General features: G+C 70.6%; 16 protein-coding genes and 1 tRNA gene. 10 read left to right on the forward strand and 7 right to left on the reverse strand.

What is annotated here, in order from left to right; translation table 11 throughout:
- Window positions 1-136: 136 nt before the first annotated feature.
- Window positions 137-1,330, forward strand: a complete 1,194-nt coding sequence (gene kynU, locus EEY80_RS06635) for a kynureninase (protein WP_126975794.1) — start codon at window positions 137-139, stop codon at window positions 1,328-1,330.
- Window positions 1,331-1,351: 21 nt separating this feature from the next.
- Here the strand turns inward: kynU and EEY80_RS06640 are convergent.
- Window positions 1,352-1,438: transfer RNA gene (locus tag EEY80_RS06640), tRNA-Leu, on the reverse strand.
- A gap of 127 nt (window positions 1,439-1,565) precedes the next feature.
- Window positions 1,566-3,080 (reverse strand): peptidoglycan-binding domain-containing protein, encoded by a 1,515-nt coding sequence (locus tag EEY80_RS06645; protein WP_126975795.1) that lies wholly within the window; start codon window positions 3,078-3,080, stop codon window positions 1,566-1,568.
- A 122-nt stretch (window positions 3,081-3,202) separates the two neighbouring features.
- Here EEY80_RS06645 and lipB point away from each other — a divergent pair, with 122 nt between their 5' ends.
- The 4 genes from lipB (at window position 3,203) to EEY80_RS06665 (ending at window position 6,886) form a co-directional block, all read left to right on the forward strand.
- Window positions 3,203-3,853, forward strand: a complete 651-nt coding sequence (lipB, locus tag EEY80_RS06650) for a lipoyl(octanoyl) transferase LipB (protein ID WP_126975796.1) — start codon at window positions 3,203-3,205, stop codon at window positions 3,851-3,853.
- Between the two features lie 119 nt (window positions 3,854-3,972).
- Window positions 3,973-4,392, forward strand: coding sequence for a c-type cytochrome (locus EEY80_RS06655; protein ID WP_126975797.1), 420 nt, complete (start codon window positions 3,973-3,975; stop codon window positions 4,390-4,392).
- A 224-nt stretch (window positions 4,393-4,616) separates the two neighbouring features.
- The gene (ctaD, locus tag EEY80_RS06660) at window positions 4,617-6,296 is read left to right on the forward strand and encodes a cytochrome c oxidase subunit I (protein ID WP_126975798.1); all 1,680 of its coding nucleotides are present in this window, start codon (window positions 4,617-4,619) and stop codon (window positions 6,294-6,296) included.
- A 101-nt stretch (window positions 6,297-6,397) separates the two neighbouring features.
- Window positions 6,398-6,886, forward strand: a complete 489-nt coding sequence (locus tag EEY80_RS06665) for a DUF2244 domain-containing protein (RefSeq protein ID WP_126975799.1) — start codon at window positions 6,398-6,400, stop codon at window positions 6,884-6,886.
- An 87-nt stretch (window positions 6,887-6,973) separates the two neighbouring features.
- On the opposite strand, the gene EEY80_RS06670 is transcribed toward EEY80_RS06665, so the two are convergent.
- Window positions 6,974-7,159 (reverse strand): DUF3008 family protein, encoded by a 186-nt coding sequence (locus tag EEY80_RS06670; protein ID WP_126975800.1) that lies wholly within the window; start codon window positions 7,157-7,159, stop codon window positions 6,974-6,976.
- Between the two features lie 105 nt (window positions 7,160-7,264).
- Complete coding sequence (locus tag EEY80_RS06675) at window positions 7,265-7,726, reverse strand: GatB/YqeY domain-containing protein (protein WP_126975869.1); 462 nt, start codon at window positions 7,724-7,726, stop codon at window positions 7,265-7,267.
- Between the two features lie 181 nt (window positions 7,727-7,907).
- Here EEY80_RS06675 and carA point away from each other — a divergent pair, with 181 nt between their 5' ends.
- Together carA and EEY80_RS06685 are read left to right on the forward strand one after the other, a co-directional pair.
- Window positions 7,908-9,074, forward strand: coding sequence for a glutamine-hydrolyzing carbamoyl-phosphate synthase small subunit (gene carA / locus EEY80_RS06680; protein ID WP_126975801.1), 1,167 nt, complete (start codon window positions 7,908-7,910; stop codon window positions 9,072-9,074).
- Between the two features lie 247 nt (window positions 9,075-9,321).
- Window positions 9,322-11,151, forward strand: a complete 1,830-nt coding sequence (locus tag EEY80_RS06685) for a glycosyltransferase (protein ID WP_235829731.1) — start codon at window positions 9,322-9,324, stop codon at window positions 11,149-11,151.
- On the opposite strand, the gene EEY80_RS06690 is transcribed toward EEY80_RS06685, so the two are convergent.
- On the reverse strand, window positions 11,148-11,783 hold the full coding sequence (locus tag EEY80_RS06690) for a GntR family transcriptional regulator (protein ID WP_126975871.1): 636 nt from the start codon (window positions 11,781-11,783) through the stop codon (window positions 11,148-11,150). The two genes, EEY80_RS06685 and EEY80_RS06690, sit on opposite strands and share 4 nt — an antisense overlap.
- A 132-nt stretch (window positions 11,784-11,915) precedes the next feature.
- Between EEY80_RS06690 and EEY80_RS06695 the strand changes: the two genes are divergently transcribed.
- Both EEY80_RS06695 and EEY80_RS06700 read left to right on the forward strand, forming a co-directional pair.
- Window positions 11,916-12,620 carry a pyrimidine 5'-nucleotidase gene (locus EEY80_RS06695; protein WP_126975802.1) on the forward strand — a complete coding sequence of 235 codons (705 nt, stop codon included), beginning with the start codon at window positions 11,916-11,918 and terminating at the stop codon, window positions 12,618-12,620.
- Window positions 12,621-12,706: 86 nt separating this feature from the next.
- Entirely contained in the window at window positions 12,707-13,918 is a 1,212-nt protein-coding gene (locus tag EEY80_RS06700) for a UbiH/UbiF family hydroxylase (protein ID WP_126975803.1), read from the forward strand.
- On the opposite strand, the gene EEY80_RS06705 is transcribed toward EEY80_RS06700, so the two are convergent.
- The gene (locus EEY80_RS06705) at window positions 13,915-14,373 is read right to left on the reverse strand and encodes an Lrp/AsnC family transcriptional regulator (RefSeq protein WP_126975804.1); all 459 of its coding nucleotides are present in this window, start codon (window positions 14,371-14,373) and stop codon (window positions 13,915-13,917) included. The two genes, EEY80_RS06700 and EEY80_RS06705, sit on opposite strands and share 4 nt — an antisense overlap.
- 72 nt (window positions 14,374-14,445) lie before the next feature.
- Complete coding sequence (locus tag EEY80_RS06710; protein ID WP_126975805.1) at window positions 14,446-14,904, reverse strand: Lrp/AsnC family transcriptional regulator; 459 nt, start codon at window positions 14,902-14,904, stop codon at window positions 14,446-14,448.
- A gap of 121 nt (window positions 14,905-15,025) precedes the next feature.
- Here EEY80_RS06710 and ilvC point away from each other — a divergent pair, with 121 nt between their 5' ends.
- Entirely contained in the window at window positions 15,026-16,048 is a 1,023-nt protein-coding gene (ilvC, locus tag EEY80_RS06715; protein WP_126975806.1) for a ketol-acid reductoisomerase, read from the forward strand.
- Window positions 16,049-16,201: the final 153 nt, after the last annotated feature.

Genomic DNA, 16,201 nt, shown 5'->3' on the forward strand with positions numbered 1-16,201 from the left:
ATCGCGCCGGGCGGGGTGCGGGAGTGACCCTGCGGCACGCGCAAGGATGTTGCGCCCGGCCGGCGGCGGGGTCAGGGTGCCGGGCGATGGCGCATCTGGCGACGGGGCCGGCGCCGCCGGCCGGGGGAGGGCAGGCATGACCACGGATTTCGGGGCGACGCGGGCGATGTTCGACCTGCCGGCCGGGGTGATCTATCTCGACGGCAATTCGCTGGGCCCCCTGCCCCGCACCGCCCCCGCGGCGATGGAACGGGTGCTGCGGGCGGAATGGGGCGCGCAGCTGATCACCGCCTGGAACCGCGCGGGCTGGATGGACCAGCCGCGGCGGCTCGGCGACCGGATCGGGCGGCTGATCGGCGCGGCAGAGGGCAGCGTCACCGTGGGCGACACCCTGTCGATCAAGGTCTGGCAGGCGCTGGCGGCGGCGCTGGCGCTGCGCCCGGACCGGCGCGTGATCCTGTCCGACAGCGGCAACTTCCCCTCCGACCTCTACATGGCGGACGGGCTGGCGCGGCTGATGGCCCGGGGGCACGCGTTGCGCGTGGTGCCGCCGGAAGATGTCGCGCAGGCCATCGACGCCAGCGTGGCGGTGGTGATGCTGACCGAGGTCGACTATCGCACGGGCCGGCTGCACGACATGGCCGATCTGACGGCGCGGGCCCATGCGGCGGGGGCGCTGACGGTCTGGGATCTGGCGCATAGCGCGGGCGCCCTGCCCGTGGACCTGGCCGGCGCAGGGGCCGATTTCGCCGCCGGTTGCACCTACAAATACCTGAACGGCGGGCCGGGGGCGCCCGGCTTTCTCTATGTCCGGCCCGACCATGCGGGGGCAGAGGCCGCCTTGCAGGGCTGGCTCGGCCATGCCGCGCCCTTCGCCTTCGAACCGGGCTACCGCCCCGCGCCGGGGGTGGCGCGGATGCGGGTCGGCACGCCGCCGGTGCTGCAGATGGCGGTGCTGGAGGCGGCGCTCGATGTCTGGGAGGGCGTGGACATGGCCGATCTGCGCGCCCGCTCCATCGCCCTGTCCGAGGCGTTCCGGGCGCGGCTGGCGCGCGACTGCCCCAGGCTGGCGCTGGCCTCGCCCGCCGATCCGGCCCGGCGCGGCTCGCAGCTGTCGTTCCGGCATCCGCAGGGCTATGCGGTGATGCAGGCGCTGATCGCGACGGGGGTGATCGGCGATTTTCGCGCGCCGGACCTGCTGCGCTTCGGCTTCACCCCGCTCTACCTGTCGATGGACGAGGTCGAGCGCGCGGCCGACATCCTCGCCCGGCTGATCCGCGACGGCAGCTGGGACCGGGCAGAGTTCCACCGGCGGGCCGCGGTGACGTAAAATCCGGGGATGAGGGTGGAGTGGTGCGGTCGAGAAGACTCGAACTTCCACGGGGGTTAGCCCACAGCGACCTCAACGCTGCGCGTCTACCAATTCCGCCACGACCGCACCTTTCGGGGCGCACCCCTGAGGTGACGCGCTTCTAGCGCGGCGGCGACGGGTTGAAAAGGGGAATCTTGGCCCCTTTTCCCGCCCGCCGCCGCCCTGTCATCGGCCTGTGCGGCCCCGCCGCGGATCAGTTGCGGAACAGCAGGAACGGCAGCTGCGCCGCGACCGGCAGCGCCGAAACCGGGCTGTCGGACGGGGTGTCGGACGGGCTGTCGACTGCGGCCGCCGCCGTCTGCTGGACCCCCGGGGCCGGGGCGATCGAGGACTGATCCTCGCCCGCCGGCTGCGGCACCGGCGCGGCCGGCGCGCCGAAGTTCGGCAGCGCCGCGGGCACCGGGGCGGGCAGCGCATCGGCCTTGCCGCCCAGCGTATAGGCCGCGCGGCGGATCAGGTCGGTGCGTTCCGGCTGGCCCGGGGCGAAGACCGCCTCGGTCGCGCCCAGACCGATGTCATACCAGCCGAGCGCGAGGTCGGGACGGGTCGCCGCGCCGAAGCCCTGCGACAGGTGATGGCCCAGAAGTTCGGCATAGGCCGGCTCGCCCAGCGCGGTCAGCAGCAGCGCCGAGGCGATGGCCACGTCCATCGCATCGGTCCGGTAGCCGACCGACAGGCAGATGCCGGCGGTGCCGGTCAGCTGCGCCGGGGGCATGCCGCTCGACAGCGCGAAGGCCTGGGTCGAGGCCAGGACCTCGGCCGCCGGTTTCAGCGACAGCGCGGCGATCTGTTCCGCCATGGCCGGGCCGAAGCCCGCGCATTGCTGGCTGATCTGCTGCGGGGTGAAGCCCTGGATGCGCGCGGCGGCCGTTTCGCCCTCGGCGATGGCATAGGTCCGGGCGAGGCAGAACTGTTCGCCCAGCGCCTGCCGCGGATCGGCCATCGAGGCCGCGGTGACGAAGCCGCCATTGGTCGAGGTCATCAGGCTGACGGTATTGCAATGCGAGGCGAGCGAGGCCTGCGCCGTATCGCCCGCCATGAACGAGGGCAGGCCCGGCGCCGCCGGGGCCGCCGCCTCGACCGGGGCGGGCTCGGCGGCCGGGGCCTGCGTCATCGGCACGACCGGCATCACCGCCATAGCGGCGCCCGGCATCGCCATGCCCGGCATCACCGGCATCGCGCCGCCCATCGCCGCCATGGCCGAACCCGGCGGCAGGCCGCCCGCGGCCTCGGACTGCCAGGCGACCAGCAGGCCGCGCATCCCCATCGGGTTCTGCGCCGCCATCTGCATCGTCGTGGGGCCGCCCGCCACCGCCCGGTGATAGGAGCCGAGCAGGAAGGTCTTTTCGTATTCCGTCAGCTGGCCGGTGGGCGGATAGCCCAGCACCATCTGGTAGTCCGAGATGGCGGCGCGGCTTTTCGGGCCGATGGCGCCGTCGGGGGTGCCCACGGGGAAGCCGAAATAGTTCAGCGCGGTCTGGACCTGACGGTTTTCCTCGCGCTGCGCCGAGGAGACGCCCGAGGAACTGCGCCGCACGACGGTCGTGGTCTGGCGCTTCTTGTTGTTCTCGTTGACGATGGCACCGGTGATGATGCCGCCCACCACCGCCCCCAGCAATGCGTCCCCGGTATCCGCCACCGCCCGCGCCGCGGGGGTGATGGCAACCGAGGCCGCGATGCACATGCTTGCAATCCGCTTCGCCGTCATTTCTTTTCCCTCACCTAAAGACTCAATTCCAAAAATCTGGCGGCAATCCTAGCACGGCCGGGCGCAGGCACCGAATCGAAATGCCGCCCGGTCCGAGGCCCGCGAGAACCCGAGGCAGCCCGATGGTCGACTGGATCCACGCCCCCGCCCCCGTGGCCTATCCCGAAGCGCTGGCGAGGATGGAGGCGCGCGTCGCCGCCATCGCGGCCGGCACCGCGGATGAGGCGGTCTGGCTGCTGGAACACCCGCCGCTTTACACCGCAGGCACCTCGGCCCAAGTGGCCGATCTGGTCGATCCGGGCCGGTTTCCGGTCTTTGCGGCGGGCCGGGGCGGGCAATACACCTATCACGGCCCGGGGCAGCGGGTGGCCTACACGATGCTGGACCTCAACCGCCGCGGCCGCGACGTGCGCCGCTTCGTCTGCGCGCTGGAAGACTGGGTGATCGCGACGCTGGCGGAATTCAACGTGCCGGGCGAACGGCGGGCCGGGCGCGTCGGCGTCTGGGTTGTCCGGCCGGACCTGCCGCCCGGGCCGGACGGTACCCCGCGCGAGGACAAGATCGCCGCGATCGGGGTCAAGCTGCGCCGCTGGGTCAGCTTCCACGGCATCTCGATCAATGTCGAGCCGGACCTGTCGCATTTCGCCGGGATCGTCCCCTGCGGCATCCGCGACCACGGGGTGACGAGCCTCGTGGACCTCGGCCTGCCGGTGACGATGGCCGATCTGGACGCGGCGCTGCTGGCGACCTTCGACCGCGCCTTCCCCGGCTGAGCCCTCTTCAAAGGGCAGGCGGAGACAGGGCTGCGGCATCCGGTCCGGTTTTCTTGACGCACCGCAAAATGCTACGGTATCCTGCGCGTCGAACAGGCCACCGACACCCAGAGGAAGCCATGACATTCCGTATCTTCGCCGCGGGCCTCGCGCTCGCCCTGTCCACCGCCGCGATCTCGGTGCCGGCCCTCGCCCAGGATGCGGCCAAGGGCGAGACCGAGTTCAAGAAGTGCAAGGCCTGCCACGCGATCACCGCGCCCGACGGCACCGACATCGTCAAGGGCGGCAAGGTCGGCCCGAACCTCTATGGCGTGGTCGGGCGGCCGGTCGCCTCGGTACCCGATTTCAAGTATGGCGACGGCATCCTCGCCGTGGGCGCGGCCGGCACGGTCTGGGACGAGGCGACGCTGGCCGAATATGTCACCGACCCCACCGCCTTCATCGACACGCATGGCGGCTCGGGCAAGTCGAAGATGACCTTCAAGCTGGCCAAGAACCAGGCCGACGTCGTGGCCTACCTCGCCTCGGTCGCGCAATAACGCCACCCGCCGCGGATCGCGTCCGGCAGCGCGGCCCCCGGGATCGCGCCGCCGGATCGCATCGGGCGCCGCGTCAAGCATCGCGTTCAAGGGGCATGGGGCAATTTTTCGCAGCCGCCTGCCCCTTCCGCCGTTGCCGAGTCTCGGGCAAGGTCCTATGACGACTGCATATGTGCGCCGCTGGAGGGAGACCGGCGGCGGACGGCTCGGAACGGGAGTATCGCATGGCCGACGCAGCCATTCACGGCCACGGAGATCATGACAACCGCGGGTTCTTCACCCGCTGGTTCATGTCCGTGAACCACAAGGACATCGGTGTCCTCTACATCTTCACCGCAGGCTTCGTGGGCCTGCTGTCGGTCATGTTCACCGTCTACATGCGGCTGGAGCTGATGCATCCCGGCGTGCAGTACATGTGCATGGAAGGCGCGCGCTTCATCGCCGACTCCGCCGCCGAATGCACGCCGAACGGCCATCTGTGGAACGTGATGATCACCTATCACGGCGTCCTGATGATGTTCTTCGTCGTCATCCCGGCGCTGTTCGGCGGCTTCGGCAACTACTTCATGCCGCTGCATATCGGCGCGCCCGACATGGCCTTCCCGCGGCTGAACAACCTCAGCTACTGGCTCTATGTCGCGGGCGTCTGCCTCGGCATCGCCTCGATGCTGACCCCGGGCTCGTCGGACGGGCAATGGGGCGCGGGCGTGGGCTGGGTGCTGTATCCGCCGCTGTCCACGCAGAACGCCGACATGATCTCGATGGACCTGGCGATCTTCGCGGTGCACGTCTCGGGCGCCTCGTCGATCCTCGGCGCGATCAACATCATCACCACCTTCCTGAACATGCGCGCCCCCGGCATGACGCTGCACAAGGTGCCGCTGTTCGCCTGGTCGGTCTTCGTCACCGCCTGGCTGATCCTGCTGGCGCTGCCGGTGCTGGCCGGCGCCATCACCATGCTGCTGACCGACCGCAACTTCGGCACCACCTTCTTCGACCCCTCGGGAGGCGGCGACCCGATCCTCTACCAGCACATCCTGTGGTTCTTCGGCCATCCGGAAGTGTACATCATCGTCCTGCCCGGCTTCGGCATCATCAGCCATGTCATCGCCACCTTCGCCCGCAAGCCGATCTTCGGCTACCTGCCGATGGTCTATGCGATGGTCGCGATCGGGGTGCTGGGCTTCGTCGTCTGGGCGCACCACATGTACACCGTGGGCATGTCGCTGACCCAGCAGAGCTACTTCATGCTGGCCACGATGGTCATCGCGGTGCCGACCGGCATCAAGGTCTTCTCGTGGATCGCGACGATGTGGGGCGGCTCGATCGAGTTCAAGACGCCCATGCTGTGGGCCTTCGGCTTCCTGTTCCTGTTCACCGTCGGCGGCGTGACCGGCGTGGTGCTGAGCCAGGCGGCGGTGGACCGGGTCTATCACGACACCTATTACGTGGTGGCGCATTTCCACTATGTGATGAGCCTCGGCGCGGTCTTCGCGATCTTCGCGGGCGTCTATTTCTGGATCGGCAAGATGTCGGGCCGGCAATATCCGGAATGGGCGGGCAAGCTGCACTTCTGGGCCATGTTCATCGGCGCGAACCTGACCTTCTTCCCGCAGCACTTCCTCGGCCGTCAGGGGATGCCGCGCCGCTATATCGACTATCCCGACGCCTATGCGCTGTGGAACTACGTGTCGTCGATCGGCGCCTTCATCTCCTTCGCCAGCTTCCTGTTCTTCATCGGGGTGGTCTTCTACACGCTGTTCGCGGGCAAGCGCGTGACCGAGAACAACTACTGGAACGAATACGCCGACACGCTGGAATGGACCCTGCCGTCGCCGCCGCCCGAACACACGTTCGAGCAGCTGCCGAAGCGCGAGGACTGGGACCGCGGCCACGCCCACTGAGGCCGCCGCCCGGCACAGAACACAGCGAAGGCCCCGGTGATCCGGGGCCTTTTCCTTTGCGGCGGACACCATAGACTGCCCGCAAACAGCGCGATGACCCCATGCCCTACGAATGGATTTCCGAAGACGGCGAGTCCCGGCGCCGCCTGCACCTGTGGCCCTACCGCTCGCTGCCCAAGCGCGGCTTCGTCGCCTTCATCGGCGGCACGGCGCTGCTGCTTTGCGTGCCGCTGAGCCCGGTCATCGGCTCGGCGGCGCTGTGGGTGGTGCTGCCCTTCCTGCTGGCGGCTCTCGGCGGGATCTGGTGGGCGCTCGACCGCAGTTATCGCGACGGCGAGATCGTCGAGGATCTGCGCCTGTCGTCCGACCTGATCAGCCTGACCCGCACCGGCCCGCGCGGACGGCGGCAGCACTGGCAGGCGAATGCCTATTGGGTCAGCCTGCACCTGCATCCGACCGGCGGGCCGGTGCCGGATTACCTGACGCTGAAGGGCGCGGGGCGCGAGGTGGAGATCGGCGCCTTCCTCGCGCAGGAGGAGCGGCTGGCGCTGCATGGCGAGCTGCGGGCGGCGCTGGCGGGGCTGCGCTAGGGCCGGGGCGTGCAGCCGCGGCGCCGTCGCGGGGGCGCTGCCCCCGCCCCCCGGGATATTTGGATCAGCTGCAGGAGGGCGCGGCTCTCAGTCGCCCTTCTTCTCGGGCAGGCCCTTGCGCTTCGTCTCGGCCAGGTCCTCGAGTTCCGTTTTGGTCATGCTTTCGGCCATGCCCTTCGAGGCGCCTTTCAGCTTCGACTTCGGCATGTCGCCGCGCTTGGCGGCCAGGGCGGCGCCGGCGGCCTTCTGCTGGGCTTTCGACTTGGCGGGCATCGGGTCCTCCTTCGGGGCGGTTGCGCCTTCGGAAAACCGGCAGGGGGCCGCGGATGTTCCCGCGGCCCCCTGCCCTGTCCTGCCCTATCCTGTCCGGCGCGCAGGTCAGCCCAGCCGGTCCTTCACCGCAGGCCCCGCCGCGCCGAAATCCATCTGGCCCGTGTGCCGCGCCTTCAGCACCGCCATCACCCGGCCCATGTCGCGGATGCCGGTCGCGCCGGTTTCGGCGATGGCCGCGTCGATCGCCGCCGTCACCTCGTCGGGCGACAGCTGCCGGGGCAGGAATTCCTCGATCACCCGGACCTCGGCCAGTTCCTTTTCCGCCAGTTCCAGCCGCCCGCCCTCTTCATAGGCGCGGGCGCTTTCCTGCCGCTGCTTCACCATCCGCCCGAGGATCCCCAGAACCTCGGGATCGCCGACGCCGGTGTCGCCCCCGCCCTCGCCGCGCAGGGCGATGTCCTTGTCCTTGATCGCGGCGTTGATCAGCCGCAGCGTCGAAAGCCGGTCCGCCTCTTTCGCCCTCATGGCCTCTTTGAGAGCCACGGCGATGCGGTCGCGCATGTTCATGTCCAGTCCCATCCCCAGGGTCACCAAGGCGCGACTCTACCTGCTCGCCCGGGGCGGCACAACCGGCCGCAACTTTGCCAAGTCCTTGATTTTCCTGACCCGGCGCTGCCGCCGCGGCGGCCCTTGACCCCGGGACACGCCCCCCTTAGGTTCCGCAGGATTTTTCCCCGGGAGTCGCGCCATGCCTGCCAGCCAGAGCCAACCGAAGCCGACCGCCTGCCTCGCGCTCGCCGACGGCACGCTGTTCTACGGGCAGGGGTTCGGCGCCGTGGGCGAGACGGTGGCGGAACTGGTCTTCAACACCGCGATGACCGGTTATCAGGAGATCATGACCGACCCCTCCTATGCCGGGCAGGTGGTGACCTTCACCTTCCCTCATGTGGGCAATGTCGGCGTGACGCCCGAGGATGACGAGACCGCCGATCCCGTCGCCGCCGGCATGGTGGTGAAATGGGACCCGACGGAGCCGTCGAACTGGCGGTCGGTCGAACATCTGGTGGGCTGGCTGGAGCGTCGGGGCCGTATCGGCATCGGCGGCATCGACACCCGCCGGCTGACCCGCGCCATCCGCCAGCAGGGCGCGCCGCATGTGGCGCTGGCGCATGATCCGTCGGGCAATTTCGACATCGCGGCGCTGGTGAAGAAGGCGCGCAGCTGGACCGGGCTGGTGGGGCTCGACCTCGCCAAGGACGTGACCTGCGCGCAAAGCTATCGCTGGGATGAAACGCGGTGGGCCTGGCCGGGCGGATTCGGCACCCGGACGGAACCGGGAATGCGGGTCGTCGCCATCGACTATGGCGCGAAGCGCAACATCCTGCGCTGCCTCGCCTCGGCGGGCTGCGACGTGACGGTGCTGCCGGCCTCGGCCACGGCCGAGGATGTGCTGGCGCTGGAGCCCGAGGGCGTGTTCCTGTCGAACGGTCCGGGCGACCCTGCGGCGACCGGCAGCTATGCCGTGCCGATGATCCGCGGCGTGCTGGACCGGTCCGAGGTGCCGCTGTTCGGCATCTGCCTCGGCCATCAGATGCTGGCGCTGGCGCTTGGCGCGAAGACGATCAAGATGAACCACGGCCATCACGGCGCCAACCATCCCGTGAAGGATCTGGAAACCGGCAAGGTCGAGATCACCTCGATGAACCACGGCTTCGCGGTGGATGCCCAGACCCTGCCCGAGGGCGTGACCGAAACGCATGTGAGCCTGTTCGACGGGTCGAACTGCGGCATCCGCATGGCCGGGCGCCCGGTGTTTTCGGTGCAGTATCACCCCGAGGCGAGCCCCGGCCCGCAGGACAGCTATTACCTGTTCGACCGGTTCGCCGAGGCGATGCGCGCCCGCCGCGGCGCCTGAGCCGGCCCTTCGACGGGCGGCGGCAAGGCTTAACGCCGCATTAACCACGGGAACGCCATGCTGACCCCGCCACGAGCGCGGGGGCACCATGGCGCAGCCGATTCCACAGCCGCATCCACTGCCGCCGGTGCCGCAACCGGCGCCGCCCCCCGTGCGCGGCGGCGCGGCAGCACGGGGCTTGCGCGCCATCGGCGGCCCGCCCCCGCCCCGCCCCGACCTTGCACAGACCCTGCTGGCGGAGGGTTCCGTGACGGCAGAGGTGCTCGCCCGGGCGCAGGCCGTGGCCGGCCCGGGGGACAAGGCGCTGGCCGATCTGCTGCTGGCCGAGGGCGCGATCGCGGAACCGGCGCTGACCGCCGCGCTGGCCCGGCAATGGGCGCTGCCGCAGCTCGATCCCCGGCGCGACGGCGCCCGGCCGGACCCCCGGCTGATCGACGCGATGGGGGCCGCGACCTGCCTGCGCCATGCGCTGCTGCCCTGGCGGCAGGCGGGGGCGGTGACGCTGCTGGCCGCCGCCCGCCCGTCGGTCTTCCTCACCCGACGGGACGAGATCGAGGCCGCGCTCGGCCCCTGCGCGCTGGCGCTGGCGCCCGAGGCGCAGATCCGCGCGGCGCTGCTGGACTGCCGGGCGACGCGCCTTGCCCGCGCGGCCGAGGCGCAGGCCCCGGCGGCCACCAGCTGTCGCGGCAGCGACCCGCGCCGCGCGGCAGAGGCGGCGCTGCTGGCGCTGCTGGCCGCCGCGATCTGGCTGATCGTCGCGCCGCTGACGGCGCTCGCGCTGCTGGCGGCGGCGGTTCTGGGGCTGCTGGTGGCGGTGCAGGCGCTGAAGCTCGCGGCGCTGGTGGCGGCGATCTGGCCCGCGCCCGCCTTCGCCCCGCCCGAGCCGCCCGGCCCCGCCCTTGCCCGGGCCGAGGCGGCGCGCCTGCCATTCGTGTCGGTTATGGTGCCGATGTTCCGCGAACCCGACATCGCGCCCCGGCTGCTGGCGCGTCTGGGGCAGCTCGACTATCCGCGCCACCGGCTGGAGGTGCTGCTGGTGATCGAGGCCTGCGACCACACCACGCGCGCGGCGCTCGCCGGCGCCGGGCTGCCCGGCTGGATGCGCGTCGTCAGCGTGCCGGCCGGGCCGGTGCAGACCAAGCCGCGAGCGCTGAACTACGCGCTGAACCTGTGCCGGGGCAGCGTGATCGGGGTCTGGGATGCCGAGGATGCGCCCGATCCCGGCCAGATCCGGGCCGTGGCCGCCCGCTTTGCCACGGCGCCCGAGGATGTGGTCTGCCTGCAAGGCATCCTCGACTTCTACAACCCCGCCACCAACTGGCTGGCCCGCATGTTCACCATCGAATATGCGGCATGGTTCCGGCTGTTCCTGCCGGGGCTGGCCCGGCTGGGGCTGGTGGTGCCCCTGGGCGGCACCACGCTGTTCTTTCGCCGCCGCGCGCTGGAGGCGCTTGGCGGCTGGGACGCGCATAATGTCACCGAGGACGCCGATCTGGGCCTGCGCATCGCCCGCGCCGGCCTGCGGACCGAACTGATCGCCACCGTGACGCGGGAAGAGGCGAATTGCCGCACGATCCCCTGGGTCAAGCAGCGGTCGCGCTGGCAGAAGGGGTTCCTGATGACCTGGGCCGCGCATATGCGGGCGCCGCGGGCGCTGTGGCGCGATCTGGGGGGACGGCGGTTCCTGGGGCTGCAGGTGCTGCTGGCGGGGACGGTGGGCCAGGCGCTGTTCGCCCCGCTGCTGTGGAGCTTCTGGCTGATCGCGGCAGGCCTGCCGCATCCGTTGCAGGCCGTGCTGCCGCCCGCGGGCCTGCGGGCGATGGTCGCGCTGTTCCTGCTGGCCGAGGCGGCGACGCTGGCGGCGGGGGCCATCGCGACCCGCGGCCCGGCGCATCGGCATCTGTGGCCGTGGATGCCGCTTCTGCACCTGTACAACATGCTGGGCACGTTGTCGGCCTGGAAGGCGCTGCGCGAGATCGTGGTCAAGCCCTTCTACTGGGACAAGACCCAGCACGGGATCTACGATGCCGATCCGGCCGCAGTGCCGGAGGCGACCCTGCCCCGGCCCGCAGCCTAGACGCGCTGGCGCAATTCGCCCGCGTCGATCTTCAGCCGGGTCTCGAAGGCGCGCGAGATGTGGTCGCGCAGGCTGTCCTGCGCCGCCGCGCCGTCCCGCGCCTCAATCGCGGCGACGATGGCCGAATGCTCGGCCAGCGCGGTTTCCGTTCGCCCCTCGCCGGCCAGCGATGTCGAGGCCATCAGCGCCATCGACCGGTGCACGAGGTCCAGCTGCTGCACCAGATAGCGGTTGTGCGAGGAGAGGTGGATCATCCGGTGAAAGCGCCGGTTCGCCCGGGAGAGCGCCCCCGGATCGTCCACCAGCGCCCGGTCGGCCTCCACCATCTCGCGCAGCACGCGAATTTCCTCGGGCGTGGCATGCTGCGCGGCCAACCGCGCCGCCAGACCCTCCAGCTCGGCCCGCACGACATACAGTTCGGCCAACTGGTTGTGGTCCAGAGAGGCGACGATCAGGCTGCGGCCGTCGCGCGCCACCATGCTCTGCGTCTCCAGCCGCTGCAGCGCCTCGCGGATCGGGGTGCGCGACACGCCGAAGCGTTCGGCCAGTTCCGCCTCCACCAGCCGGTCGCCGGGACGGTAGGCCCCCTGCTCGATGGCTTCGAGGATCAGGGTATAGGCGTCTTTCTGCATGGTCATCGGCCCCGGTGGGTCAGAGGGCGAAACCTTAGGCGGCAGCGGGAGGCGGAGGCAAGCGGGAAGCCGGGGCGCGCGTGCGCGCGGCCCGCGTTGCCGCCCGGCCGGACAGCGGCTAGGCTGCGCGCCATGCAGCCCGATGCCCCCCCGCCCGCGGCCGACCGCGCAAAGCCACCGGCCGGCGACGGGATCGCCGCGGCCTTCGCCCATGTCCGGCACTGGGTCTTCGACCTCGACAACACGCTCTACCCGCCCGAGGCGCGGCTTTTCGACCAGATCGAGCGGCGGATGACGGCCTGGGTAATGCAGGCGCTGAACCTCGGCCAGCCCGAGGCCGACGGGCTGCGCCGCCGCTACTGGCAGTTGCACGGCACGACGCTGGCCGGGCTGATGGCCGAACACGGGGTGGACCCGGTGCCCTATCTGGTGGACGTGCACGACATCTCGCTCGACCATCTGACGCCGGACCCCGGCCTGCGCGCGGCCATCGCGGCGCTGCCGGGGCGCAAGATCGTCCACACCAACGGCTCCGCCCCCTATGCCGAACGGGTGCTGGCGGCGCGGGGACTGGCGGGCCTGTTCGACGGGGTCTATGGCGTCGAGGATGCGGGCTATGTGCCCAAGCCGCAGCGATCCGCCTTCGAGACGGTCTTCGCGCGGGCCGGCATCGCCGCGGCCACCGGCGCGATGTTCGAGGATGACGCCCGCAACCTTGCCGCCCCGCACGACATGGGCATGCGCACCGTGCATGTGGCCCCGCTGCCCGCGCCGGCCCCGCATATCCATCACCACACCGCCGGACTGGCCGAATTTCTCGCCCGGCTGCGCGGCTGACGGCCGCGCGCCGGCGGGTGCGGCCGCTTGCCGCTTGGATGCCGGCCGGCCCCGCGCTAGACCGGAAGGTGCAGGAGGACCGCGCCATGAGCCATGACAGCACCGATATCCTGATCGCGGGCGGCGGCGTCGCCGGGCTGACCGCGGCCGCGGCCTTCGGCGCCGCCGGGTTCCGGGTGATCTGCGTCGATCCGGCGCCTCCCGTCACCAGCGACGCCGATCCCGCCGCCGACCTGCGCACCACCGCCTTCCTGCAGCCCTCGATCCCGGTGCTGCAGGCGGCGGGGCTGTGGGACCGGCTTGCGCCGCACGCGACGCCGCTGCAGGTGATGCGGATCGTCGATGCCGGCGGCGCGCGGCCCGAACCGCGGGTGACGAAGGATTTCGACGCCGCCGAGATTTCCGGCGACATCGCCGGCCAGCCCTTCGGCTGGAACCTGCCCAACTGGCTCTTGCGGCGCGAGATGGTGGCGCGACTGGCCGAACTGCCGCAGGTCGACTTCCGCCCCGGCACCGGATTTGCCGGGATGACCCACCGGCTGGACGCGGCGCTGGTCGGCCTGAGCGACGGCAGCCGGGTCGCGGCGCGGATGGTCGTGGCCGCCGACGGACGCGACAGCGCGGTGCGCCGGGCGCTCGGCATCGGCGCCCGCACCTGGCGCTATGGGCAAAAGGCGCTGGCCTTCGCCGTCACCCACCCGATCCCGCATGGCAATGTCTCGACCGAGATCCATCGCTCCGGCGGCCCCTTCACGCTGGTCCCGCTGCCCGACCGCGAGGGGCGGCCCTGTTCCGCCGTGGTCTGGATGGAGACCGGGCCCGAGGCGGAACGGCTGGCCGCGCTGCCGGTGCCGGAGTTCGAGGCCGCGATGACCGAACGGTCCTGCGGGCTTTTCGGTCCGCTGACGCTCGCCAGCCGCCGCCCGGTCTGGCCGATCGTCAGCCGCATCGCCGACCGTTTCGACGGCCCCCGCACCGCGCTGATCGCCGAGGCCGCGCATGTGGTGCCGCCGATCGGGGCGCAGGGGCTGAACATGAGCCTCGCCGACCTCAGGCTGCTGCTGGACCTTGCCGTCGCCGCCCCGGCCGGGATCGGCAACCCGCAGATGCTGGCGCGCTATCACCGCCGCCGCTGGCCCGAGGCGCGGGCGCGTCTGGCGGGGATCGACATTCTGAACCGCACCTCGATGCTGGCGCCGCAGCCGCTGCGCGACCTGCGGGCCGGGGCGCTCGACGCGCTCTATTCGCTGGCGCCGGTGCGGCGCGGGCTGATGCGGGCGGGGCTGGGGATGCGCTAGCCGATCGGGCCGGGCCGCCGTTCCTCGGATAGCAGCACATTGGCCTCGACCTGCCCCACCCCCGGCAGGGTCATGATCCGCCGCCGCAGCACCCGCTCGAAATCCGGGATGTCGCGCGCCACCACCCGCAGCCGGTAGTCGAACAGCCCCAGCACATGCTGGACCACCTGCACCTCGGGGATCGCCGTCACCGCGCGCTCGAAATCCTCGAGGCTGACCCGCCCCTTGGTGGCGAGCTTCACCCCCAGGAATACCGTCACCCCGAAGCCGAGCGCGGCGCGGTCCAGCACGATGCGCCGCCCCTTCAGCACCCCCGCCTCTTCCAGCCGCCGCACCCGGCGCCAGGCGGCGGGCTGGCTGAGCCCGAAGCGGCGGCCGAGCGCGCCGGCCCCCTGCGTGGCATCCGCCGCGAGCGCGCGCAGCAGGGCGCGGTCGGTATCGTCGAGGTCGATCATGGTCTTCTTGTCGGTCCAAACATCCTCGGGGAGGGTGCGGGAGGGGCAGACGGCCCCTCCCGCCGGAAGGGTCTACAGCGGCAGCGCCTCGGCCTGCTTGATCGTGGCCACCAGCATCAGCGCCTCGATATCGGCGATATGCGGCAGGGTCAGGATGCGGCGGCGATACACCTCCTGATAATGCGCCATGTCGCGGGCGATGACATTCAGTCGCACGTCCACCCGGCCGAGGAAGGTCTCGATCCCGATCACCTCGGGCACCTCGCGGGCGGCGGCGATGAAATCGTCGAAGGCGCGCGGCTCGGTCTTGTCGAGGATGAAGCGCAGGCTGACCTCGACCTCATAGCCGAGCGCGCGCCAGTCGATCACCGCCTCCTGCCCCCGGATCAGGCCTTGGGCGCGCAGCCGGTCCAGCCGGCGCCAGCAGGTCGCGGTGGTCAGCCCGGCGCGCGCGGCCAGTTCCGCCGTGGGCAGGTCGGGTTCGGCCAGCAGGTGGCGCAGGATACGGCGGTCGATCTCGTCGGCAGACATTTTTCATCAAACGCAATTTCGCGCATGATCGTTACCGTATCCGGGCGCCCAAGGCAAATTTTGCACGAAGCCGCATCTCAACCTGCCTATGCTGGCCGCAGCAGACAGAGAGGAGCGCCCCATGCGCGTGTATTACGACCGCGATTGCGACATCAACCTGATCAAGGACATGAAGGTCGCGATCCTCGGCTATGGCAGCCAGGGCCATGCCCATGCGCTGAACCTGCGCGATTCCGGCGCGAAGAACGTCGTCGTGGCGCTGCGCGAGGGTTCGGCCTCGGCGAAGAAGGCCGAAGGCGAAGGGCTGAAGGTCATGGGCATCGCCGAGGCCGCGGCCTGGTGCGACCTGATCATGTTCACCATGCCCGACGAGCTGCAGGCCGAGACCTACCGCAAATACGTGCATGACAACCTGCGCGAAGGATCGGCCATCGCCTTCGCCCACGGCCTGAACGTGCATTTCGGCCTGATCGAGCCGAAGCCCGGCATCGACGTCATCATGATGGCGCCGAAGGGGCCCGGCCACACCGTGCGCGGCGAGTATGTCAAGGGCGGCGGCGTGCCCTGCCTGGTGGCGGTGCATAACGACGCCAGCGGCAAGGCGATGGAGATCGGGCTGTCCTATTGCTCGGCCATCGGCGGCGGCCGGTCGGGGATCATCGAGACCAACTTCCGCCAGGAATGCGAGACCGACCTTTTCGGCGAACAGGCGGTGCTGTGCGGCGGTCTGGTCGAACTGATCCGCATGGGCTTCGAGACGCTGGTCGAGGCGGGCTACGAACCCGAGATGGCCTATTTCGAATGCCTGCACGAGGTGAAGCTGATCGTGGACCTGATCTACGAAGGCGGCATCGCCAACATGAACTACTCGATCTCCAACACCGCGGAATACGGCGAATATGTCAGCGGCCCGCGCATCCTGCCCTATGACGAGACCAAGGCGCGGATGAAGGCGGTGCTGCGCGACATCCAGACCGGCAAGTTCGTCCGCGACTTCATGCAGGAAAACGCCGTGGGCCAGCCCTTCTTCAAGGCGACCCGCCGCATCAACGACGAACACCAGATCGAGAAGGTCGGCGAGAAGCTGCGCGCGATGATGCCCTGGATTTCCAAGGGCAAGATGGTCGACCGCGCGCGGAACTGACCGCGCCCCGCCTGCAACTGGCCTGCAACCGGAACGGGCGCCCCCGCGGGCGCCCGTTCTGCTGCCCGGCCCGGCGATCCGCCGCCGACGCACGTCACGCCCGCGTCATGGGCACGTTACGGGCGGAACCGGAGGGGCCAAGCGAAGGTTTCC

Source organism: Frigidibacter oleivorans, assembly GCF_003993775.1.
Classification (GTDB): Bacteria; Pseudomonadota; Alphaproteobacteria; order Rhodobacterales; family Rhodobacteraceae; genus Frigidibacter; species Frigidibacter oleivorans.

What these genes read in the sequence shown, in the direction of transcription:
- EEY80_RS06710 (WP_126975805.1), bottom strand. Translation starts at nt 14,904, where the DNA reads ATGTCTGCCGACGAGATCGACCGCCGTATCCTGCGCCACCTGCTGGCC.
- EEY80_RS06665 (WP_126975799.1), top strand. Translation starts at nt 6,398, where the DNA reads ATGCCCTACGAATGGATTTCCGAAGACGGCGAGTCCCGGCGCCGCCTG.
- EEY80_RS06695 (WP_126975802.1), top strand. Translation starts at nt 11,916, where the DNA reads ATGCAGCCCGATGCCCCCCCGCCCGCGGCCGACCGCGCAAAGCCACCG.
- carA (WP_126975801.1), top strand. Translation starts at nt 7,908, where the DNA reads ATGCCTGCCAGCCAGAGCCAACCGAAGCCGACCGCCTGCCTCGCGCTC.
- EEY80_RS06670 (WP_126975800.1), bottom strand. Translation starts at nt 7,159, where the DNA reads ATGCCCGCCAAGTCGAAAGCCCAGCAGAAGGCCGCCGGCGCCGCCCTG.
- ctaD (WP_126975798.1), top strand. Translation starts at nt 4,617, where the DNA reads ATGGCCGACGCAGCCATTCACGGCCACGGAGATCATGACAACCGCGGG.
- kynU (WP_126975794.1), top strand. Translation starts at nt 137, where the DNA reads ATGACCACGGATTTCGGGGCGACGCGGGCGATGTTCGACCTGCCGGCC.
- EEY80_RS06690 (WP_126975871.1), bottom strand. Translation starts at nt 11,783, where the DNA reads ATGCAGAAAGACGCCTATACCCTGATCCTCGAAGCCATCGAGCAGGGG.
- EEY80_RS06675 (WP_126975869.1), bottom strand. Translation starts at nt 7,726, where the DNA reads ATGAACATGCGCGACCGCATCGCCGTGGCTCTCAAAGAGGCCATGAGG.
- EEY80_RS06705 (WP_126975804.1), bottom strand. Translation starts at nt 14,373, where the DNA reads ATGATCGACCTCGACGATACCGACCGCGCCCTGCTGCGCGCGCTCGCG.
- EEY80_RS06655 (WP_126975797.1), top strand. Translation starts at nt 3,973, where the DNA reads ATGACATTCCGTATCTTCGCCGCGGGCCTCGCGCTCGCCCTGTCCACC.
- lipB (WP_126975796.1), top strand. Translation starts at nt 3,203, where the DNA reads ATGGTCGACTGGATCCACGCCCCCGCCCCCGTGGCCTATCCCGAAGCG.
- EEY80_RS06700 (WP_126975803.1), top strand. Translation starts at nt 12,707, where the DNA reads ATGAGCCATGACAGCACCGATATCCTGATCGCGGGCGGCGGCGTCGCC.
- ilvC (WP_126975806.1), top strand. Translation starts at nt 15,026, where the DNA reads ATGCGCGTGTATTACGACCGCGATTGCGACATCAACCTGATCAAGGAC.
- EEY80_RS06645 (WP_126975795.1), bottom strand. Translation starts at nt 3,080, where the DNA reads ATGACGGCGAAGCGGATTGCAAGCATGTGCATCGCGGCCTCGGTTGCC.